At 72.0% G+C, this 16,913-nt stretch carries 18 protein-coding genes; 15 read left to right on the top strand and 3 right to left on the bottom strand.

The features are described from left to right. The first annotated feature begins 32 nt into the window (after nucleotides 1-32). The gene (locus VMV22_06445) at nucleotides 33-443 is read left to right on the top strand and encodes a limonene-1,2-epoxide hydrolase family protein (GenBank protein ID HUY21962.1); all 411 of its coding nucleotides are present in this window, start codon (nucleotides 33-35) and stop codon (nucleotides 441-443) included. 3 nt (nucleotides 444-446) lie between these two features. Here the strand turns inward: VMV22_06445 and VMV22_06440 are convergent, their stop codons facing one another. After that, entirely contained in the window at nucleotides 447-1,967 is a 1,521-nt protein-coding gene (locus VMV22_06440; protein ID HUY21961.1) for an acetyl-CoA acetyltransferase, read from the bottom strand. Between the two features lie 68 nt (nucleotides 1,968-2,035). On the opposite strand from VMV22_06440, the gene rpiB reads away from it, so the two are divergent. The 13 genes from rpiB (at nucleotide 2,036) to atpC (ending at nucleotide 13,222) form a co-directional block, all read left to right on the top strand. Next, nucleotides 2,036-2,476, top strand: coding sequence for a ribose 5-phosphate isomerase B (gene rpiB / locus VMV22_06435; GenBank protein HUY21960.1), 441 nt, complete (start codon nucleotides 2,036-2,038; stop codon nucleotides 2,474-2,476). A gap of 37 nt (nucleotides 2,477-2,513) precedes the next feature. Beyond that, on the top strand, nucleotides 2,514-3,866 hold the full coding sequence (gene glyA, locus VMV22_06430) for a serine hydroxymethyltransferase (protein ID HUY21959.1): 1,353 nt from the start codon (nucleotides 2,514-2,516) through the stop codon (nucleotides 3,864-3,866). Between the two features lie 4 nt (nucleotides 3,867-3,870). Next, entirely contained in the window at nucleotides 3,871-5,244 is a 1,374-nt protein-coding gene (locus VMV22_06425; protein ID HUY21958.1) for an MraY family glycosyltransferase, read from the top strand. 204 nt (nucleotides 5,245-5,448) lie between these two features. After that, the gene (locus VMV22_06420; GenBank protein ID HUY21957.1) at nucleotides 5,449-5,652 is read left to right on the top strand and encodes an AtpZ/AtpI family protein; all 204 of its coding nucleotides are present in this window, start codon (nucleotides 5,449-5,451) and stop codon (nucleotides 5,650-5,652) included. Between the two features lie 31 nt (nucleotides 5,653-5,683). Continuing rightward, nucleotides 5,684-6,136 carry a hypothetical protein gene (locus tag VMV22_06415; protein HUY21956.1) on the top strand — a complete coding sequence of 151 codons (453 nt, stop codon included), beginning with the start codon at nucleotides 5,684-5,686 and terminating at the stop codon, nucleotides 6,134-6,136. Beyond that, nucleotides 6,133-6,891, top strand: a complete 759-nt coding sequence (atpB, locus tag VMV22_06410; protein ID HUY21955.1) for a F0F1 ATP synthase subunit A — start codon at nucleotides 6,133-6,135, stop codon at nucleotides 6,889-6,891. Before VMV22_06415 ends, atpB begins: the two co-directional genes overlap by 4 nt. A gap of 63 nt (nucleotides 6,892-6,954) precedes the next feature. Next, the gene (locus VMV22_06405) at nucleotides 6,955-7,227 is read left to right on the top strand and encodes a F0F1 ATP synthase subunit C (GenBank protein ID HUY21954.1); all 273 of its coding nucleotides are present in this window, start codon (nucleotides 6,955-6,957) and stop codon (nucleotides 7,225-7,227) included. Between the two features lie 128 nt (nucleotides 7,228-7,355). Then, nucleotides 7,356-7,886 carry a F0F1 ATP synthase subunit B gene (gene atpF / locus VMV22_06400; GenBank protein ID HUY21953.1) on the top strand — a complete coding sequence of 177 codons (531 nt, stop codon included), beginning with the start codon at nucleotides 7,356-7,358 and terminating at the stop codon, nucleotides 7,884-7,886. Nucleotides 7,887-7,917: 31 nt separating this feature from the next. Continuing rightward, nucleotides 7,918-8,838: a F0F1 ATP synthase subunit delta gene (locus VMV22_06395; GenBank protein ID HUY21952.1), complete on the top strand. Its 921-nt coding sequence runs from the start codon at nucleotides 7,918-7,920 to the stop codon at nucleotides 8,836-8,838. Then, the gene (gene atpA / locus VMV22_06390) at nucleotides 8,838-10,361 is read left to right on the top strand and encodes a F0F1 ATP synthase subunit alpha (GenBank protein ID HUY21951.1); all 1,524 of its coding nucleotides are present in this window, start codon (nucleotides 8,838-8,840) and stop codon (nucleotides 10,359-10,361) included. Before VMV22_06395 ends, atpA begins: the two co-directional genes overlap by 1 nt. A 3-nt stretch (nucleotides 10,362-10,364) precedes the next feature. After that, nucleotides 10,365-11,285: an ATP synthase F1 subunit gamma gene (gene atpG, locus VMV22_06385; protein ID HUY21950.1), complete on the top strand. Its 921-nt coding sequence runs from the start codon at nucleotides 10,365-10,367 to the stop codon at nucleotides 11,283-11,285. 10 nt (nucleotides 11,286-11,295) lie between these two features. Further along, nucleotides 11,296-12,753 carry a F0F1 ATP synthase subunit beta gene (atpD, locus tag VMV22_06380; protein HUY21949.1) on the top strand — a complete coding sequence of 486 codons (1,458 nt, stop codon included), beginning with the start codon at nucleotides 11,296-11,298 and terminating at the stop codon, nucleotides 12,751-12,753. 25 nt (nucleotides 12,754-12,778) lie between these two features. Beyond that, complete coding sequence (atpC, locus tag VMV22_06375; GenBank protein ID HUY21948.1) at nucleotides 12,779-13,222, top strand: ATP synthase F1 subunit epsilon; 444 nt, start codon at nucleotides 12,779-12,781, stop codon at nucleotides 13,220-13,222. On the opposite strand, the gene VMV22_06370 is transcribed toward atpC, so the two are convergent. Together VMV22_06370 and glpX are read right to left on the bottom strand one after the other, a co-directional pair. Beyond that, nucleotides 13,219-14,055 carry a methyltransferase domain-containing protein gene (locus VMV22_06370; protein ID HUY21947.1) on the bottom strand — a complete coding sequence of 279 codons (837 nt, stop codon included), beginning with the start codon at nucleotides 14,053-14,055 and terminating at the stop codon, nucleotides 13,219-13,221. The genes atpC and VMV22_06370 overlap by 4 nt on opposite strands. Nucleotides 14,056-14,078: 23 nt before the next feature. Further along, entirely contained in the window at nucleotides 14,079-15,074 is a 996-nt protein-coding gene (glpX, locus tag VMV22_06365) for a class II fructose-bisphosphatase (GenBank protein HUY21946.1), read from the bottom strand. Nucleotides 15,075-15,210: 136 nt separating this feature from the next. Here glpX and VMV22_06360 point away from each other — a divergent pair, with 136 nt between their 5' ends. Further along, nucleotides 15,211-16,896, top strand: a complete 1,686-nt coding sequence (locus VMV22_06360; GenBank protein ID HUY21945.1) for a methylmalonyl-CoA mutase family protein — start codon at nucleotides 15,211-15,213, stop codon at nucleotides 16,894-16,896. Nucleotides 16,897-16,913: the final 17 nt, after the last annotated feature.

Below are 16,913 nucleotides of genomic sequence, written 5' to 3'. Positions count from 1 at the left end.
GCCGGAGGTGCGTCCCGACTGGAGGTGCCACGATGCCGAAGGACCACACGGACACGGTCCGCGCCTTTTTCGACGCCTGGGTCCAGCGCGACCCCGAGCGGTTGACGAGCTTCTTCGCGCCCGGCGGCACGTGGAGCGAGGCGAATCGCGCCGCGGCGAAGGGCCACGACGAGATCCGGCCGGTCTTCGAGCTCCAGACCGGCTTCGCCTCTGACTTTTCGTTCGAGTTCCGGCAGCTGGCGTCGGTGGGCGACGCGGCGTTCACCGAGCGCGTGGACCGTTTCGCCATCAACGACGTCCTCATGGAGGTCCCCGTGGCGGGGATCTTCGAGTTCGACGCCGCCGGGCTGATCACCGCCTGGCGCGACTACTACGACTGGGGACTGCTGGAGCGCCAGCTGGTCGCCGCCGGCGTCGACATGAGCGGCCTCGACGAGGGCTGAGACTCAGCGGAACGTGACCCGGCCGTCCGCCGCCAGGCGGACGGCGCGCCCGCAACCCTCGACCTCCTCCAGGCCCTGCATGTCGTCGCCGTCGGTCGTGGTGCCCCACGCCCGTCGCCCGTCGTCGGTCAGGAGGGCAAGGATGGCCCGCTCGGGCCGGCCGTCGCTGTCGTGCACCACCGTGTAGGTCTCGACCGTGGCCGGCCCGACGTGGTCCGATGCCGGCGTGCGCCGGGGGAGGGCGTCCACCGCGTCCTGCGGGTGGGCGTAGCGGAAGCCCGCGGCCGGGGGCTCGGTCGACCACAGCCCCACCGCGTGCTTCGTCGCGTACCACCCCAGGCCGGTGACGAGCCCCACCGCACCCGGCTCGTCCCGGAGGCGCCCGGCCATGGTGGCGATGGAGTGGGTGACGTAGTTGTTGCCCGGGCCTCCGGCGAACCCGAGGCCTCCGGTGACGGTGAGCGGGCGCCCGGGGTCGTCGAGGGGGAGCCCGAGCTCGGCCGCGGCGATCTGCACGGCGCACGGGAAGCAGGAGTACAGGTCGACGTGCGCCACATCGTCGACACCGACCCCGGCGAGCGCCAGGGCGCCCCGGGCGGCGAGGCGCAGTGCCGGTGACGACCGCAGGTCCTGCCGGTGGGAGAGGAACCAGTGGTCGTGGGCGTCGGCCCCGGAGACCGGGAAGACCCAGCGGTCCTCGGGCACGCCCAGCTCGCGGGCCGCGGCCACCGAGCACAGGACGAGCGCGGCGCCCTGGTCGACCCGGTCGTTGGCGTTCATGAGCTTCGGGTAGGGGAACGACACCATGCGGTTCGACGGCCCGACCGACCGGATCTCCTCCGGGCTGCGGGCCCGGCGCGACCATGCGTGGGGGTTGGCGGCGGCCACTTCCGACAGCCGGGCCCACAGCTCCGACACCGAGCGCTGGTGCTCGTCGACGGTCTCGCCCGCGGCGGCGCGCAGTGCGTTCTCGAAGAGCGGGAACACCCGCAGCGGCCGGTCGAGCCCCCGGGACGCCTCCACATCGGTCGTAGGGGACCGGTCGGTGCCGAGCACGACGGGGCGGGGGGTGTCGTCGGGTTGGGAGGTCCACCGCAGCACGGGACGGCCGGGGTCGCGCCGGGCGGCGACGCGGGTGAAGATGCACTCCGCCCCTGCCAGCAGGGCCACATCGAGCTCGCCGGCGGCGATCTGGAGCGCGGTCCGGCTCACCGTCGACTGGGGGCTGTTCCCGCCGATCACGGTCACGGCCAGCTCCCGGGGCTCGATGCCCAGGCGCTCGGCGGCGACGAGCCCCGGGTTCACGTACTGCCAGCTCAGCGGGACCATGATCCGCAGCGACTGCCCCCGCTCCAGCAGAGCGCGGCCCAGGCCGGGAGCGCCGCTGTCGCCGGCGGCGGCCGCCAGCGCCCTCGCCATGAGCTCGGCCGGCTCGGGCCGGTCGGCGACGGACCCCGCCGGGTCGGGCGGCTCGCTCACCTGGCCCACCCCCACCAGGACGGGGGTGCGGGGGTCGAGGGGCACGGCGGGGAGCGTACTGCCGGGCCCGCGCGCCCCCCGGAGCGGCGCGGGGGCATCGGTATGCTTCGCGCATGCGCATCGCCGTCGGCTCCGACCACGCCGGCTACCTCCTGAAGGAGTTCCTCGCCTCCCACCTGGCCGACATGGGCCACGAGGTCGACGACCTGGGGACCGACTCGGAGGCATCGGTCGACTACCCCGAGTTCGGCGCCGCCGTCGGACGCGCCGTGGCGGAGGGCCGCGCCCAGCTCGGTGTGTGCGCGTGCGGCACCGGCATGGGGATCGCCATCGCGGCCAACAAGGTCCCGGGCATACGGGCCGCCGTCGTGCACGACGTCACCACGGCGCGCCTGGCGCGCGCCCACAACCATGCCAACGTCGTGTGTATGGGCGGCCGCATCCTGGGCAACGAGGTCGCCAAGGACGCCATCGAGACGTTCCTGTCGACCGAGCCGGCCGGGGGTCGACACGACCGCCGCATCGACGAGATCGCCGTGCTCGAGACGCGCTGACCGAGACCCGCTGACCGAGACCCGAGAGAGGACCGACATGACCGATGCAAGCGCCGGCGATCGGGCGGCGTCACCCTTCGACCAGTGGCTCACCGGCGACACCGAGGTCGCCGCGCTCCTGCGGGCGGAGATCGACCGGCAGTCGACCACGCTGCAGCTGATCGCGTCGGAGAACTTCACCTCGCTGGCGGTCCTGGCGGCGTCGGGTTCCGTGCTCACGAACAAGTATTCCGAGGGCTACCCGGGACGGCGCTACTACGGCGGGAACCAGGTGATCGACGAGGTCGAGGACCTGGCGAGGGACCGGGCCACCTCCCTGTTCGGCGCCGAGCACGCCAACGTCCAGCCCCACGCCGGGGCGACCGCCAACCTGGCCGTCTACCAGGCCCTGCTCGAGCCCGGTGACACCGTCCTGGCCATGCGCCTCGACCAGGGCGGGCACCTGACGCACGGGTCGCCGGCGAGCATCACCAGCAAGATCTGGCGCTTCGTGGCCTACGGCGTGACCCCGGCCTCGTCGGACCCCGACACCCCGGGCGAGGTCATCGACTTCGACCAGGTGGCCGACGCCGCCAAGCGCGAGCGCCCCAAGCTCATCGTGGCGGGCGCCACCGCATACCCGCGCTGCATCGACCCCGAGCCGTTCCGCGAGATCGCCGACTCGGTGGGTGCCCAGCTCATGTTCGACATCGCCCATCCCGCCGGTCTGGTGGCGGGCGGGGTCCACCCCAACCCCGTCGGGGTGGCGGACGTGGTGACGCTGACCACCCACAAGACCCTGCGCGGCCCGCGCGGCGGCGCCATCCTCTGCCGCCAGGGCCTCGCCAAGGCGATCGACTCGGCCGTGTTCCCCGGGCTGCAGGGCGGCCCCTTGGAGCACGTCATCGCGGCCAAGGCGATCGCCTTTCGCGAGGCCTCGCTCCCGTCGTTCCGCGACTATGCGGCCGCCGTCGTCGCCAACGCCAAGGCCCTCGCCGCCGCGCTCGCCACCGAGGGATTCCGCGTCGTGTCGGGGGGCACCGACAACCACCTGATCCTGATCGACCTCCAGCCCTTCGACGCCGAGCTCACGGGCAAGCAGGCGCAGGAGGTCCTCGACCGTGCCGGCATCACCCTCAACCGAAACACGATCCCCGACGACCCCCGGCCACCGTTCGTGACCTCGGGGCTCCGGCTGGGTACCGCCGCCCAGACGACGACGGGGATGGGCCCGACCGAGATGGCCCGCATCGCCTCGCTGATGGGACGGGCGCTGCGCGGGCGCGCCGACGAGGCCGTGCTCGACGGCGTGCGGGGAGAGGTCCTGGCGCTGTGCAGCGGGTTCCCCCCGTACGCGCAGCTCGTCGGGGGCGGGACCGGGGGCGCGGGCAGCCCGGACGGAGGCGGCTGACGTCGTGCCCCCTCTCGGGGCGTACGTCGTGGTGGCAGTGGTCGCCGCCGTGGCCACCTTCGGTGCGATGTTCCCGATCCGCCGGATGGCGGCGCGCGCCGGGTTCGTCGCCGAGCCCGACGAGCGCAGGGTCCACGCACGCGTCACGCCCTACGGCGGGGGTGTGGCGATGTTCCTCGCCTTCCTGGTCGCCATTCTCGTGGCGTCCCAGCTGTCGCAGCTCCAGGGCCTGTTCCAGGGGTCGTCGGAGCCGCTCGGCCTCGTGCTCGGCGCCACCGTCATCTTCATCGTCGGGGTGATCGACGACGTCCGGGACATGTCGGCCCCCGCCAAGATGGCGGGTGAAGTCCTCGCCGCCATGGTCCTGGTCTTCCTGGGCGTGACCATGTTCCAGTTCAAGGTCCCCTTCGTCGGCTTCTTCGTCCTGTCGCCCGACGTGACGCCGCTGCTCACGGCGCTGTGGGTCATCGTCATCACCAATGCCGTGAATCTCATCGACGGGCTCGACGGGCTCGCCACGGGGATCGTCGCCATCGCCTCGGGTGCGCTCGCCGTGTACGGCCTGCGGCTCGTCTACCTCGGCGTCCTCCCGCCCGACAATCTCGGCCCGCTCATCGCCGTCGTGGCGCTCGGGGTCTGCGTGGGTTTCCTGCCGCACAACTTCCACCCGGCGCGCGCCTTCATGGGAGACGCCGGCGCGTTGTTCCTGGGTCTGCTCATGGCGGCGTCGACCATGCTGATCGGCGGGCGCACGCCCGACGTGAGCGGCCAGACCTACTTCTTCTTCGCCCCGCTGTTCATCCCGCTCTTCATCTTGGGTGTGCCCATCGCCGACATGGCGTTCGCGTTCATCCGTCGCACGGCGCGGGGGACGGGGTTCCACACGCCCGACAAGGACCACGTGCACCACCGGCTCCTGCGCCTGGGGCACGGGCCCCGGCGCACCGTCGCCATCCTGTGGGCGTGGACGGCGGTCCTGTCCGCGTTCCTCCTGTACCCGCTGTTCGACAAGCAGGGCAACGCCGTGATCCCGTTCGGGGTGATCGTCCTGGGCCTGGCGCTGTACACGCTGTTCCACCCCGGCCTGCGCAAGGACGCCGCCGACGGCGCCGCCGGCGCCGACGCGGCCACCGCCGAGGGCCGGTGGGCGGCCGACGACGCGCCGGTGACACGGGCGCTCGGCGTCACCGCCGACACGACCGGCCCCGGTGACGGCCACGCTCGGCCGGCCGTCGACCCGTCCGCGTCCGCGGATACCGCGGCCGGGGGGAGCGGCGCCGCGCCCGGCGCCGAGGCCGGAGCTGCCACGACGGCCCCGGGACCGGCGGTGGTCCCCGGGTCGGTGGTGACCCCGGGATCACTTGTAGAGCGCAAGTAGTCCACGGGGGCCTCTCGTTTTGCCGCGCACAAGCGGCGGATGCGATGATTGTGGTGTGCGCTTCCCGCTCCCAGTCGGTGACGATGAACGGGCGCCGGCCGTCGTTGGAGCCGGTGCGAGCGCCGGGCACGCCGAGTGATCTCGGGCCGGCCCAGGCGATGCACGACACCTGCGCTCTGAGCGACGCGCGCCGAGCGAGAGGCCATGGAGGGAAAGCCCCCGCCGAGGGTCTTCGACCTCATGTCCATCGGCCTGGCGTCGGCGCTCATGATCGGCGGGGGACTGGGGATCGGGTTGGCGATCGACGCCTGGATCGGCAGCAGCCCCATCGCCACGTTGACGGGCCTGGTCGTGGGGATCGTGGCCGCCGTCGGGAGCACGGTGCGCCAGGTCCGCAAGTTCCTGTAGGTGAGCTGCGTCCCCTAGGTGAGCTGCGCTGATGGTCAACCTGTTCGCACACTTCTCGCTGCCCCAGATCTCCACGGTGGCGCGCCGCACCGCGCTCGTGGGCTGCGGCGTGGGCGCGGCGGCACTGGTGGTGGGTGTGGTCGCCGGGTACCCGCTGGTGGGCCTGGGGATCTGCCTCGGCCTGGTGATGGCGCTCGTGAACTTCCGGCTCATCTCCCGCGCCACCGTCAAGGCGGCGGCGTCCTCCGACGAGAACAAGCGCCGCCCTCTGGCCGTCAACACCCTCGGCCGCCTCGGCGTCATCAGCGTCGTCGCCCTGGGGATCACGTTCTTCGTCCGCCAACTCGGTGTCGGTACCCTGATCGGCCTGGCCGTCTTCCAGTTCTCCCTGCTCGCCAACGTGGTGGTGGCTATGCTGCGCGACCCGCTGATGGGTGACACCAGCATGGGGACCGCCCTCATCGACACGGAGGATGACGCGTGACCGGCGCCGTCCACTTCATCGCCGCCGACATCAACGTCGGCACCCACGTCCAGCGGTTCGGCCTCGACCTCGATGTCGTGTGGGCCACGGTCGTCGCTATGGCCATTGTCATCGGCATCGGCCTCACCCTGCGCTCCAGGGCCACAAGCGGGGTGCCGGGCAAGCTCCAACTCGCCTGGGAGATGGTGGTGCAGGCCGTCGGGCAGCAGGTGGAGGGATCGATCGGGCCCCGGGGCGCCGCCGTCGTGCCCCTGGCGGTGGCGCTGTTCTTCTTCATCCTGATCGCCAACTGGTTCTCCGTCCTGGGCATCGGTTCCGAGATCGAGTGGATCGGGCCTCCCACCAGCGACATCAACATGACCCTGGCGCTGGCGTTCATCGTCATCATCCCGGTGCACATCGCATCGATCAGGGCGAGGGGCCTCGGAGGGTACCTCCGGCACTACGTGACGCAGCCGTTCCCGAAGTTCCTGTTCCCGGTCAACATCTTCATCAACGGGGTCGAGGAGATCGCCAAGCCCCTGACGCTCGCCCTCCGGCTCTTCGGCAACCTGCTGTCGGGTGGGCTGATGCTGGCGCTCATCGCCGCGCTGGGGGTGTGGACCATCTTCCACGTCCCGATCGGCTACGTGGCGACGCCTCTGCTCGACCTCATCTGGAAGCCCTTCGACCTCGCCATCGGGGCTATCCAGGCGTTCATCTTCGCCCTGTTGACGATCCTGTACTTCGACAGCGCCATGAGCGAGGCGCACTGATCGCCATGGCGCCCGCACCGACGACCGATCTTCCGACACCAGAGAACAAAAGGAGCATCACCAATGGCAGATACTGGGCTTGACCACGCCATCAGCCTCGCCGGCGCCATGGTCGGCGGCGGGCTTCTGATGGGCGGCGGTGCCGTCGGCGCCGCCATCGGCGACGGTCTCGCCGGCAGCCAGACCATCGCCGGCGTCGCTCGCCAGCCCGAGGCGCAGGGTCGGTTGTTCACGATCATGTTCCTGACGGTGGGCCTCGTCGAGGCCATGTACTTCATCAATCTGGCCTTCACCGCACTCTTCGTCTTCTCGCTCTACAAGAAGGGCGGCCCCTGATCCGACGGACCGGTTCCTCCGCCCCGGGCCCGGGCCCGGTGGCCGGAGCACCGCAGTGACCGGCCGCCACGGCCGATCGTCCACGTGTGGCCGGGGCCGGCCACCGAACCAGAACAGAGGCTGAAGGAATGATCGCCAGCAGCAATTTCCTCGTCCCCAACGCGACGCTGATCGTCGAGATCGTCGCCTTTCTGATCGTCCTGGGGGTGATCTGGAAGTACGTCCTGCCCGTCCTCGACAAGGCGCTCGGGGAGCGCCAGGAGCAGATCCGCACCTCGCTCGAGGCTGCCGAGCAAGCGCGCGCCGAGGCCGACGAGACGCGTGCGCAGCGGCAGGCGACCATCGACGAGGCGCGCCAGCAGGCCCGGGACATCGTGACGCAGGCCAACAGGACGGCCCAGCGCATGCACGCCGACGCCGAGGAGCGGGCGCAGCTGGAGTACGACCGCCTCGTCGCCAGGGCGGACGCCGAGATCACCATGGCCCGGCGGCGCGCCGTCGACGAGGTGAGCGCCCAGGTGGGCGAGCTCGTCCTCTCCGTCGCCCGGCAGGTCATCGGGCGCGAGATCGACGCCTCGAGCCATCGGGCGCTGATCGACGAGGCGGTGGCCGCGCTGCGCTCGTCGGCCAACACCTCGGCGTCGAGCACCCAGAGCTGATCCCGGCGAATCCGAAGGAACAGTCCGAACCGTGCACCAGTCACTTCGCGGGTACGCCGTCGCCGTGCTCGGCGACATCGCCCGGGGCCCCCTCGGCGAGCAGGTCGCCGAGGACCTCAACGCGGTGGCGCACCTGGTGTCACGCACGAACTCCCTCGCCGTGGCCCTCACCGACTTCGCGGTGCCCACCGGGGCCCGCCGGGCGATCCTGGAGGAGCTGCTCGAGTCGAGGGTGCGCCCCGAGGCGATCCGGCTCGTCCTGCGGGCGGTCGACACCGAGCGCACCGAGGAGTTCCCGACCACCCTCCACGAGCTGTACGAGCTGGCCCGCCACCTCCACGAGCTCGAGGGCCCGGAGTTCCGCGCCGAGGAGCCCATCGCCAGCCGGACGGGGTGGCGCCACTTCATGTCGGGGTACGCCGACGCCGTGCTCGAGAGCGCGCCGGACGTCACCGAGCTCGAGGAGATCGAGGACGAGCTCTTCCGCTTCGCCCGGATCGTCGAGTCGAGCCCGACGCTGCGCGACGCGCTGTCGGACACCGGGCAGCCACCCGAGTCGCGCCAGGGGCTCGTGTCGGCCCTGCTCGAGGGCAAGGCACGGCCGGCCACCGTCCGCCTGGCCCGGGTCGCCATGCAGGGCCGCGTGCGCGACGTGGTGAGCTCGCTCGACTGGCTCGCCGAGCAAGCGGCGCGCGCCCGGGGGTGGCGCATCGCCCGGGTGCGCACGGCCCGCCCCATCGACGACGAGGAGCAGGCCGCGCTGGCAGAGGCGCTGCAGCGCATCACCCACCACCCCGTCGAGCTGCAGATGACCGAGGACGCCACGCTCCTCGGTGGGGCCGTGGTCCAGATCGGCGACCTGCTCGTCGACGCCACCGCCGAGCGCCGACTCGAACAACTACAGGACCACCTCCTCAAGCCTGAGGGGGCAACCCGAGGAGCACAGAACTGATGGCAGAGCTGACGATCGACGCCGACGAGATCGCCTCCGTACTGCGCCGGCACGTCACGGACTACACGCCCGAGGTGTCGACCGAGCAGGTCGGGCGGATCACCGAGGTGGGCGACGGCATCGCCCGCATCTCGGGGTTGCCGAGGGCGGCGGTCAACGAGCTGCTCGAGTTCGAGGACGGCACGCTCGGCCTGGCGCTGAACCTCGACGAGGACACCATCGGCGCCGTGATCCTCGGCAGCGACCAGCACCTCGAGGAGGAGGCCCTCGTCCGCGCGAGCGGTCGCATCCTGTCGGTCCCCGTCGGGGACGGCCTGCTGGGCCGCGTGGTGAACCCGCTGGGCGAGCCCATCGACGGCAAGGGCCCCATCGCCAGCACTGAGACGCGCCGGCTCGAGGTCCAGGCGCCCGGCATCGTCGACCGCCAGCCGGTGAAGGAGCCGATGCAGACCGGCATCAAGGCCATCGACGCCATGACGCCGATCGGCCGGGGACAGCGTGAGCTCATCATCGGCGACCGCAAGACGGGGAAGACCACCGTCGCCATCGACACGATCATCAACCAGAAGGGCCATGGCGTGAAGTGCATCTACGTCGCCATCGGCCAGAAGGGCTCGTCGGTGGCCCAGACGGTGGCCACGCTCGCCGCCCACGGCGCGCTCGAGTACACCGTCGTCGTCTCGGCGGCGGCGTCGGAGCCCGCGCCCTTCAAGTACCTCGCCCCGTACTCCGGCTGCGCCATGGGCCAGCACTGGATGGAGCACGGCGAGCACGCCCTCATCGTGTACGACGACCTGTCCAAGCAGGCCGAGGCGTACCGGCAGCTGTCGCTGCTGCTGCGACGGCCACCGGGGCGCGAGGCGTACCCGGGCGACGTCTTCTACCTCCACAGCCGCCTGCTCGAGCGCGCCGCCAAGCTGTCCGACGCCCGGGGTGGCGGGTCGCTCACCGCCCTGCCCATCATCGAGACCAAGGGCGGCGACGTCTCGGCCTACATCCCGACCAACGTCATCTCCATCACCGACGGGCAGATCTACCTCGAGTCCGAGCTGTTCTACGCGGGCGTGCGGCCCGCCATGAACGTCGGCATCTCGGTGTCCCGGGTGGGCGGCTCCGCTCAGGTGAAGGCCATGCGCTCGGTGGCCGGCACGCTCAAGATCGACCTGGCGCAGTTCCGTGAGCTCGAGGCCTTCGCCACGTTCGGCTCCGAGCTCGACAAGGTGTCGCAGGCCCAGCTCGACCGGGGCTACCGCCTGACCGAGCTGCTGAAGCAGCCGCAGAACGCCCCGATGCCCGTCGAGGAGCAGGTCATGGTCATCTATGCCGGCTCCAACGGCTGGGTGGACGATGTGCCGGTCCCGGAGGTGCGTCGTTTCGAGGCGGAGCTGGTCGAGTTCCTGCGGGCCAACCACGCCGCCCTGCTCGACACGGTGCGCTCCACCGGGGCCCTGCCCGACGAGGCGGACCTGAAGAGCGCCCTGCAGGCGTTCAAGGACGCCTTCGTCCCGATGGAGGGCGACTGACCGATGGCCGGTGGCCAGGAACGGATCCTCCGACGGCGCATCCGCACCGTCCAGGCGACCCAGAAGATCACGCGCGCCTTCGAGCTGATCGCGGCGTCGCAGATCGTGCGCGCCCAGGGGCGCATCGCCGGGGCCCTGCCCTACCGGCGCGGCATCGCCGAGGTCCTGGCTGAAGCGGCCGCCGACGCCGGGCACACCGCAGGTCGGGTCCTCGGCGTCCCCGAGGACCCGCGGCGCGTCCTCGTCCTGGTCGTGGTGGCCGACCGCGGTCTGTGCGGCGCCTATAACGCCAACGTGCTCCGCCTCACCGAACGGATGGTGCGGGCGGGCGCGGCCCGGGGGATCGAGTACCGGATCATGACGGTCGGCCGCAAGGCCCTGTCGTTCTTCCGCTTCCGCCGCGTCGATATCGAGCAGTCCTTCAGCGGCTTCTCGGACAGGCCCACGTTCGAGGACGCCCGGCGGGTGGCCGCGCCCGTGACGCCCGTCTTCCTCGACGACGAGGTCGACCAGGTCCTCATGGTGTCGACGCGATTCCTGTCGGCAGGCAGCCAGGCGGTGGAGACGCGGCAGCTGCTGCCCCTCCCCGAGCCGGCCGGCCCGGGAGCCGAGCACGACGCCGCCACCGCCGAGCGGCCCGGTCGCGAGGGGTACACGGAGTTCGAGCCGGCGTCACCCGACCTGCTCGTCGAGCTCGTGCCGCGTTACGTCGAGGCCGAGGTGTTCGGTGCGCTGCTCGAAGCCTCGGCGAGCGAGCACACGGCCCGGCAGCGGGCCATGGCGGCGGCCACCGACAACGCCGACGACCTGACGAAGACCCTGACCCGCATCATGAACAGGGCTCGTCAGGACGCCATCACCACCGAGATCATGGAGATCGTCGGCGGCGCCGAGGCACTGCGCCAGGCCGCCGACGCCGACTAGGAAGCAGAGCATGACAACCACGACAACGGAGCCGACGACAACGGGCAACGGGGCGCGTCCGGACGGGCGCGTGGTGGCGATCGCCGGGCCGGTCGTCGACGTCGAGTTCCCGCCCCACGCGTTGCCCGAGATCAACATGGCCGTCGAGATGGACCTCGACCTCGACGGCTCGAAGGTCACCGTCACCGCCGAGGTGGCGCAGCAGATCGGCGAGGGCCGGGTCCGGTGCGTCTGCCTGAAAGCGACCGACGGCCTCACCCGCGGCGCTCCGGTTCGCAACCTGGGCCGCGGGCTGTCGGTCCCTGTCGGCGACGCCACGCTCGGCCACGTCTTCAACGTGCTCGGCGAGTCGCTCGACACCGACGACATCGGCCCCGTCGAGGAGCGCTGGGAGATCCACCGCGACGCGCCCGCCTTCGACACGCTCGAGCCCCGGGCCCAGATGTTCGAGACCGGGATCAAGGTCATCGACCTCCTGGAGCCTTACGTCCAGGGCGGCAAGATCGGCCTGTTCGGTGGGGCCGGCGTCGGCAAGACCATCATCATCATGGAGATGATCAACCGGGTGGCCACCGGCCACGGCGGCGTGTCGGTGTTCGCCGGCGTGGGGGAGCGCACCCGCGAGGGCACGGACCTGTGGATCGAGATGCAGGAGTCCGGCGTCATCGAGAAGGCCGCCCTGGTGTACGGGCAGATGGACGAGCCGCCCGGGGTGCGCCTGCGCGTGGGCCTGGCGGCGCTCACCATGGCGGAGTACTTCCGTGACGTGAAGAACCAGGACGTGCTCCTGTTCGTCGACAACATCTTCCGCTTCGTGCAGGCGGGGTCCGAAGTGTCCACCCTGCTCGGCCGGATGCCGTCGGCGGTGGGGTACCAGCCGACGCTGGCCGACGAGATGGGGGAGCTCCAGGAGCGCATCACGTCGACACGCGGGCACTCCATCACCTCCCTGCAGGCGGTGTACGTGCCGGCCGACGACTACACCGACCCCGCGCCGTTCACGACGTTCACCCACCTCGACGCCACCACCGAGCTGTCGCGCCAGATCGCCTCGCTGGGCATCTACCCGGCGGTCGACCCGCTGGCGTCCACGTCCAACATCCTGACCCCGGAGATCGTGGGCGAGCGGCACTACGAGGTCGCCGGGCGCACCCAGCGGGTGCTGCAGCGCTACCGCGAGCTGCAGGACATCATCGCCATCCTGGGCCTCGACGAGCTGTCCGAGGAGGACCGGCTGACCGTGAACCGGGCCCGCAAGATCCAGCGGTTCCTGTCGCAGCCCTTCAACGTCGGTGAGGTCTTCACCGGGTTGAAGGGCGTCACCGTACCCATCCAGGAGACGGTCGAGTCGTTCGAGGCGCTGCTCAACGGGGACCTCGACGACGTGCCCGAGCAGGCCTTCTTGAACGTCGGCGGCGTGGAGTCCGTCCTCGAGAAGGCCAAGAAGCTCGAGGCCGGGGCCGAGTAGCCCCGCCGGACGAGGAGCAGCAGCCGTGGCCACCTTCCAGTCCAGCCTCGTCACCCCCGAGAGCGTCCTGCTCGAGGAGGAGGTGCAGGCCGTCATCCTCCGGACCGACGTCGGTGACGCCACCTTCATGCCCGGCCACACGAGGCTCATCGGTGCCATCGTCCCCGGCTCGGTGCGCTTCCAGCGCGAGGACGGCACCGAGGAGCGCGCCGCCGTCCACGGCGGGTTCGTGCAGGTGGACGGGGAGCGTGTCGTGGTGCTCGCCCCGATCGCCGAGCGCGCCGGCGCCATCGACGTCGAGCGGGCGCGGCGGTCCCTCGAGGCGGCCGGCGAGCGGATCGCCGAGCTGGTCGCCCGGTCGGCCGGGAGCGGTGCCGAGAGCACCCCGGCCGACGTGGAGCTGGCGGAAGCGGAAGCCTCCCGCCGCCGAGCCGAGGTCCGCCTCGAGGTCGCCGGAGCCGCCAGTTAGGGCATCCGGGCCGACACCCGGTGCCGTGCCGTGAAGGGCGCGGCGAACTCGGGGTCGTCGAGCAGGGTGAGCATGTCGTCGACGGCCCGGCCGTGGGAGCCGTCGGAGCCGTCGAGGGCGATCGTCTCCATCCGGGCGGTGTCGGTCACGAGGGTGCGGATCGTCTCGAGCGTGTGGCGCCAGAAGGCGGCACCCGGCGTCGCCCCCCTGAGGACGTCCTCGCGCAGGTCGTCGTGCACCTCGACGAGGCCCAGCGCCTCGAGGCGCGCCGCCAGGCCCCGCGCCCACGTCCACCGGGCGGCGAGGGGCACCATGACCCGCAGGAAGGGGATGGGCAGGCCCGGGTCCGGCGTCGATGCCGCCGCCAGGGCGGGGGCGCCGTCCGCCTCCTCGAACAGGACCGCGCCCCCGGGGCGCAGCGAGGGGACGACCCGCGCGACGACGGCGTCGGGGTCGTCGAGGTGCATGAGCACCGAGCGCGAGTGGACGAGGTCGAAGCGCGAGGAGCCGAAGTCCATGGTGGCCAGGTCGCCGGTCACGACCGTGACGTTCGCCCGCCGCCCGAGGCCGCGGAGCAGGCTCGTGTCGCGGTCGACGGCGGTCACCGACCCCTCGTCGCCGACGCGACCTGCCATCCAGCGTGCGATGGATCCCGCCCCGGCCCCGAGCTCGGCACAGCGCCAGCCGGGCCCCACGCCGAGGCGCTCGAGGCCTCGGATGGTGGAGGCGTCGTGCAGCGACTGCAGCGAGCCCAGGCGCTCGGCCTCGCGCTGCGTGTCGTTGCGGAGCGGGTACCGGCCGAGCGCGTGGGGCGCGTGGGGCGCGTCGGGCACCACGCCTCGCCCCGGGCCCAGCCTCAGCCGAACTCGATCTGGCTGAATTCGCGCAGCTTGTCGAGCGCGTGCCGGGCGCTCACGAACCGCACCGTCCCCGAGCGAGAGCGCATCACGAGCGACTGGGTGGTGGCGCCGTAGTCGTGGTAGCGCACGCCCTGGAGCAGCTCGCCGTCGGTGATGGCGGTGGCGGCGAAGAAGCAGTTGTCGCCGCGCACGAGGTCGTCGGTGGTCAGCACGGCCTCGAGGTCGTACCCGGCCGCCACCGCCGCGGCGCGCTCGTCGTCGTCGCGCGGCCAGAGCCTCCCCTGGATCTCGCCGCCCATGCACTTCAGGGCGGCCGCGGCGATCACGCCCTCGGGGGTGCCGCCGGTGCCGTAGAGGACGTCCACGCCCGAGTCGGGCCAGGCCGCCGAGATGGCCCCGGCCACGTCGCCGTCCGAGATCAGCTTGATGCGCGCGCCGCTCGCCCGCACCTCCTCGATCAACTGCGCGTGTCGGGGGCGGTCGAGGATGCAGACGGTGATGTCGCGCAGCGACTTGCCGAGCGCCTTCGCCACGGCGTCGAGGTTCTCGGTCGGCGAGCGACGGACGTCCACCGATCCCACCGCCTTCGGGCCCACGGCCAGCTTCTCCATGTACACACAGGGGCCGGGGTTGAACATCGTGCCCCGGTCGGAGACGGCGATCACGGCCACGGCGCCCCCGCGGCCGAGCGACGTCAGGGTGGTCCCGTCGATGGGGTCGACGGCGATGTCGGTCGGGGGCGGCGAGCCGTCGCCGATGCGCTCGCCGTTGTAGAGCATGGGCGCGTGGTCCTTCTCGCCCTCGCCGATCACGACGACCCCGTCCATGGCCACGGTCTGCAGCACCACGCGCATGGCATGGACGGCGGCGCCGTCCGCGCCCTCCTTGTCGCCGCGGCCCATCCACCGGCCCGCGGCCAGGGCGGCCGCCTCCGTCACGCGGACGAGCTCCATGGCCAGGTTGCGGTCCGGGGCCCGCGGGTTCGGCGCCACGCACCGACCATAACGCGCTCGGCGCGCGTCGGCAGCCCTTGTCGCAGGGAACCGGTGTCGTCACGCCGCCACGCGACGTGGCGCCTGTGCCGCGGCCGCCCCGGGCGGGCGGCGACAGGCCCGTTAGGCTGGTGCCATGGACGCCACGCCCCACGAGGGGCTTTCCGAGGGCATGGCGCGCTGGCAGGAGGACTACGACTCGTCGACCCTGCGGGACGCCGACTTCGAGACGATGTCGGGCATCGGGCTGCGGCCCGTGTACGGCCCCGAGGACTGGCCCGAGCACCGGGCCGGCGAGCAGCTCGGGTGGCCCGGTCGCCCCCCGTACACCAGGGGCCCCTATGCGTCGATGTACCGCTCCCGGTTGTGGACCATGCGCCTGTTCGCGGGCTTCGGGACCGCCGAGGACACGAACGTGCGGTTCCGGGAGCTGCTGCGGGCCGGGAGCGGCGGGCTGTCGGTCGCCTTCGACCTGCCCACCCTCATGGGGCGCGACTCCGACGACCCCTACGCCGAGGGAGAGGTCGGCCGCTGCGGCGTGGCCGTCGACACACTGGCCGACGCCGAGGACCTGTTCGCGGGCATCGACCTGGCCGACGTCACGACGTCGATGACGATCAACTCGCCCGCCCCCGTCCTCCTCGCCATGTACGTGGCGGCCGCCGAGCAGACGGGCGCGTCCCGGCGGGCCCTGGGCGGCACGCTGCAGAACGACATCCTGAAGGAGTACCAGGCGCAGAAGGAGTACATCTTCCCGCCCCGACCGTCGATGCGACTGGTGGTCGATGTCGTCCGCTTCTGCGCCGCCGAGATGCCGAAATTCCACCCGGTGTCGGTGTCCGGCTACCACATCCGCGAGGCCGGCTCGACGGCCGCCCAGGAGCTGGCGTTCACCCTCGCCAACGGGTTCGCCTACGTCGAGGCGGCCGTGGCCGCCGGCCTCGCCGTCGACGACTTCGCCCCCCGGCTCAGCTTCTTCTTCAACGCCCATCTCGACTTCTTCGAGGAGATCGCCAAGTACCGGGCCGCCCGCAGGATCTGGACGCGGTGGATGACCAACCGGTACGGCGCCACGTCGCCCCGGTCGACGCAGCTCCGCTTCCACACCCAGACGGCGGGGGTGTCGCTCACGGCCCAGCAGCCGGAGGTGAACATCGTCCGCACCGCCATCGAGGCGCTCGCCGGGGTCCTCGGGGGCACGCAGAGCCTGCACACCAACTCCATGGACGAGGTCCTCGCCCTGCCCACCGAGAAGGCGGCCCGCATCGCCCTGCGCACCCAGCAGGTCCTCGCCCACGAGGTCGGCGTCACGAACGTCTCGGACCCCCTGGGCGGCTCGTGGTTCGTGGAGTCGCTCACCGACGAGATCGAGCGCCAGGCCGAAGAGGTCTTCTCCCGTCTCGACGACTGGGGCGGCGGCTCGCTGCTCGAGGGTGTGCTCCAGGGCATCGAGGAGAACTGGTTCCAGGGTGAGATCGCCGACGCCGCCTACGTGTTCCAGCGCAAGGTGGCCGCCGGCAGGCGGATCGTGGTGGGGGTCAACGCCTTCACCGAGGGCAACGAGGAGCCCGCGCCCCCGACGCTGCAGATCGGCCCCGAGGTCGACGAGGCGCAGCGCAAGCGCCTGTCCGCCGTGCGCCAGCGCCGCGACCGGGCCGAGGTCGACGCCGCCCTGGCGGCCGTGACCGCCGACGCCGCGGTCCCCGACGCCAACACCATGCCCGCCATCCTGCGCGCCGTGCGCGCCTACGCCACCGTGGGCGAGATCGTCGGCGCGCTGGGGTCGGTGTTCGGCCGCTGGGCCGAGAACCCGGTCGTCTGACGGGCGCGCCGGGCCCG

Source organism: Acidimicrobiales bacterium, assembly GCA_035531755.1.
Taxonomy (GTDB): domain Bacteria; phylum Actinomycetota; class Acidimicrobiia; order Acidimicrobiales; family UBA8190; genus DATKSK01.
This window is presented reverse-complemented; position numbering and strand designations above follow the sequence as displayed.

Coding starts and splice junctions, on each gene's coding strand:
- VMV22_06445 (HUY21962.1), top strand. CDS start 33: ATGCCGAAGGACCACACGGACACGGTCCGCGCCTTTTTCGACGCCTGG.
- rpiB (HUY21960.1), top strand. CDS start 2,036: ATGCGCATCGCCGTCGGCTCCGACCACGCCGGCTACCTCCTGAAGGAG.
- glyA (HUY21959.1), top strand. CDS start 2,514: ATGACCGATGCAAGCGCCGGCGATCGGGCGGCGTCACCCTTCGACCAG.
- VMV22_06420 (HUY21957.1), top strand. CDS start 5,449: ATGGAGGGAAAGCCCCCGCCGAGGGTCTTCGACCTCATGTCCATCGGC.
- VMV22_06415 (HUY21956.1), top strand. CDS start 5,684: ATGGTCAACCTGTTCGCACACTTCTCGCTGCCCCAGATCTCCACGGTG.
- VMV22_06405 (HUY21954.1), top strand. CDS start 6,955: ATGGCAGATACTGGGCTTGACCACGCCATCAGCCTCGCCGGCGCCATG.
- atpF (HUY21953.1), top strand. CDS start 7,356: ATGATCGCCAGCAGCAATTTCCTCGTCCCCAACGCGACGCTGATCGTC.
- atpA (HUY21951.1), top strand. CDS start 8,838: ATGGCAGAGCTGACGATCGACGCCGACGAGATCGCCTCCGTACTGCGC.
- atpG (HUY21950.1), top strand. CDS start 10,365: ATGGCCGGTGGCCAGGAACGGATCCTCCGACGGCGCATCCGCACCGTC.
- atpD (HUY21949.1), top strand. CDS start 11,296: ATGACAACCACGACAACGGAGCCGACGACAACGGGCAACGGGGCGCGT.
- VMV22_06360 (HUY21945.1), top strand. CDS start 15,211: ATGGACGCCACGCCCCACGAGGGGCTTTCCGAGGGCATGGCGCGCTGG.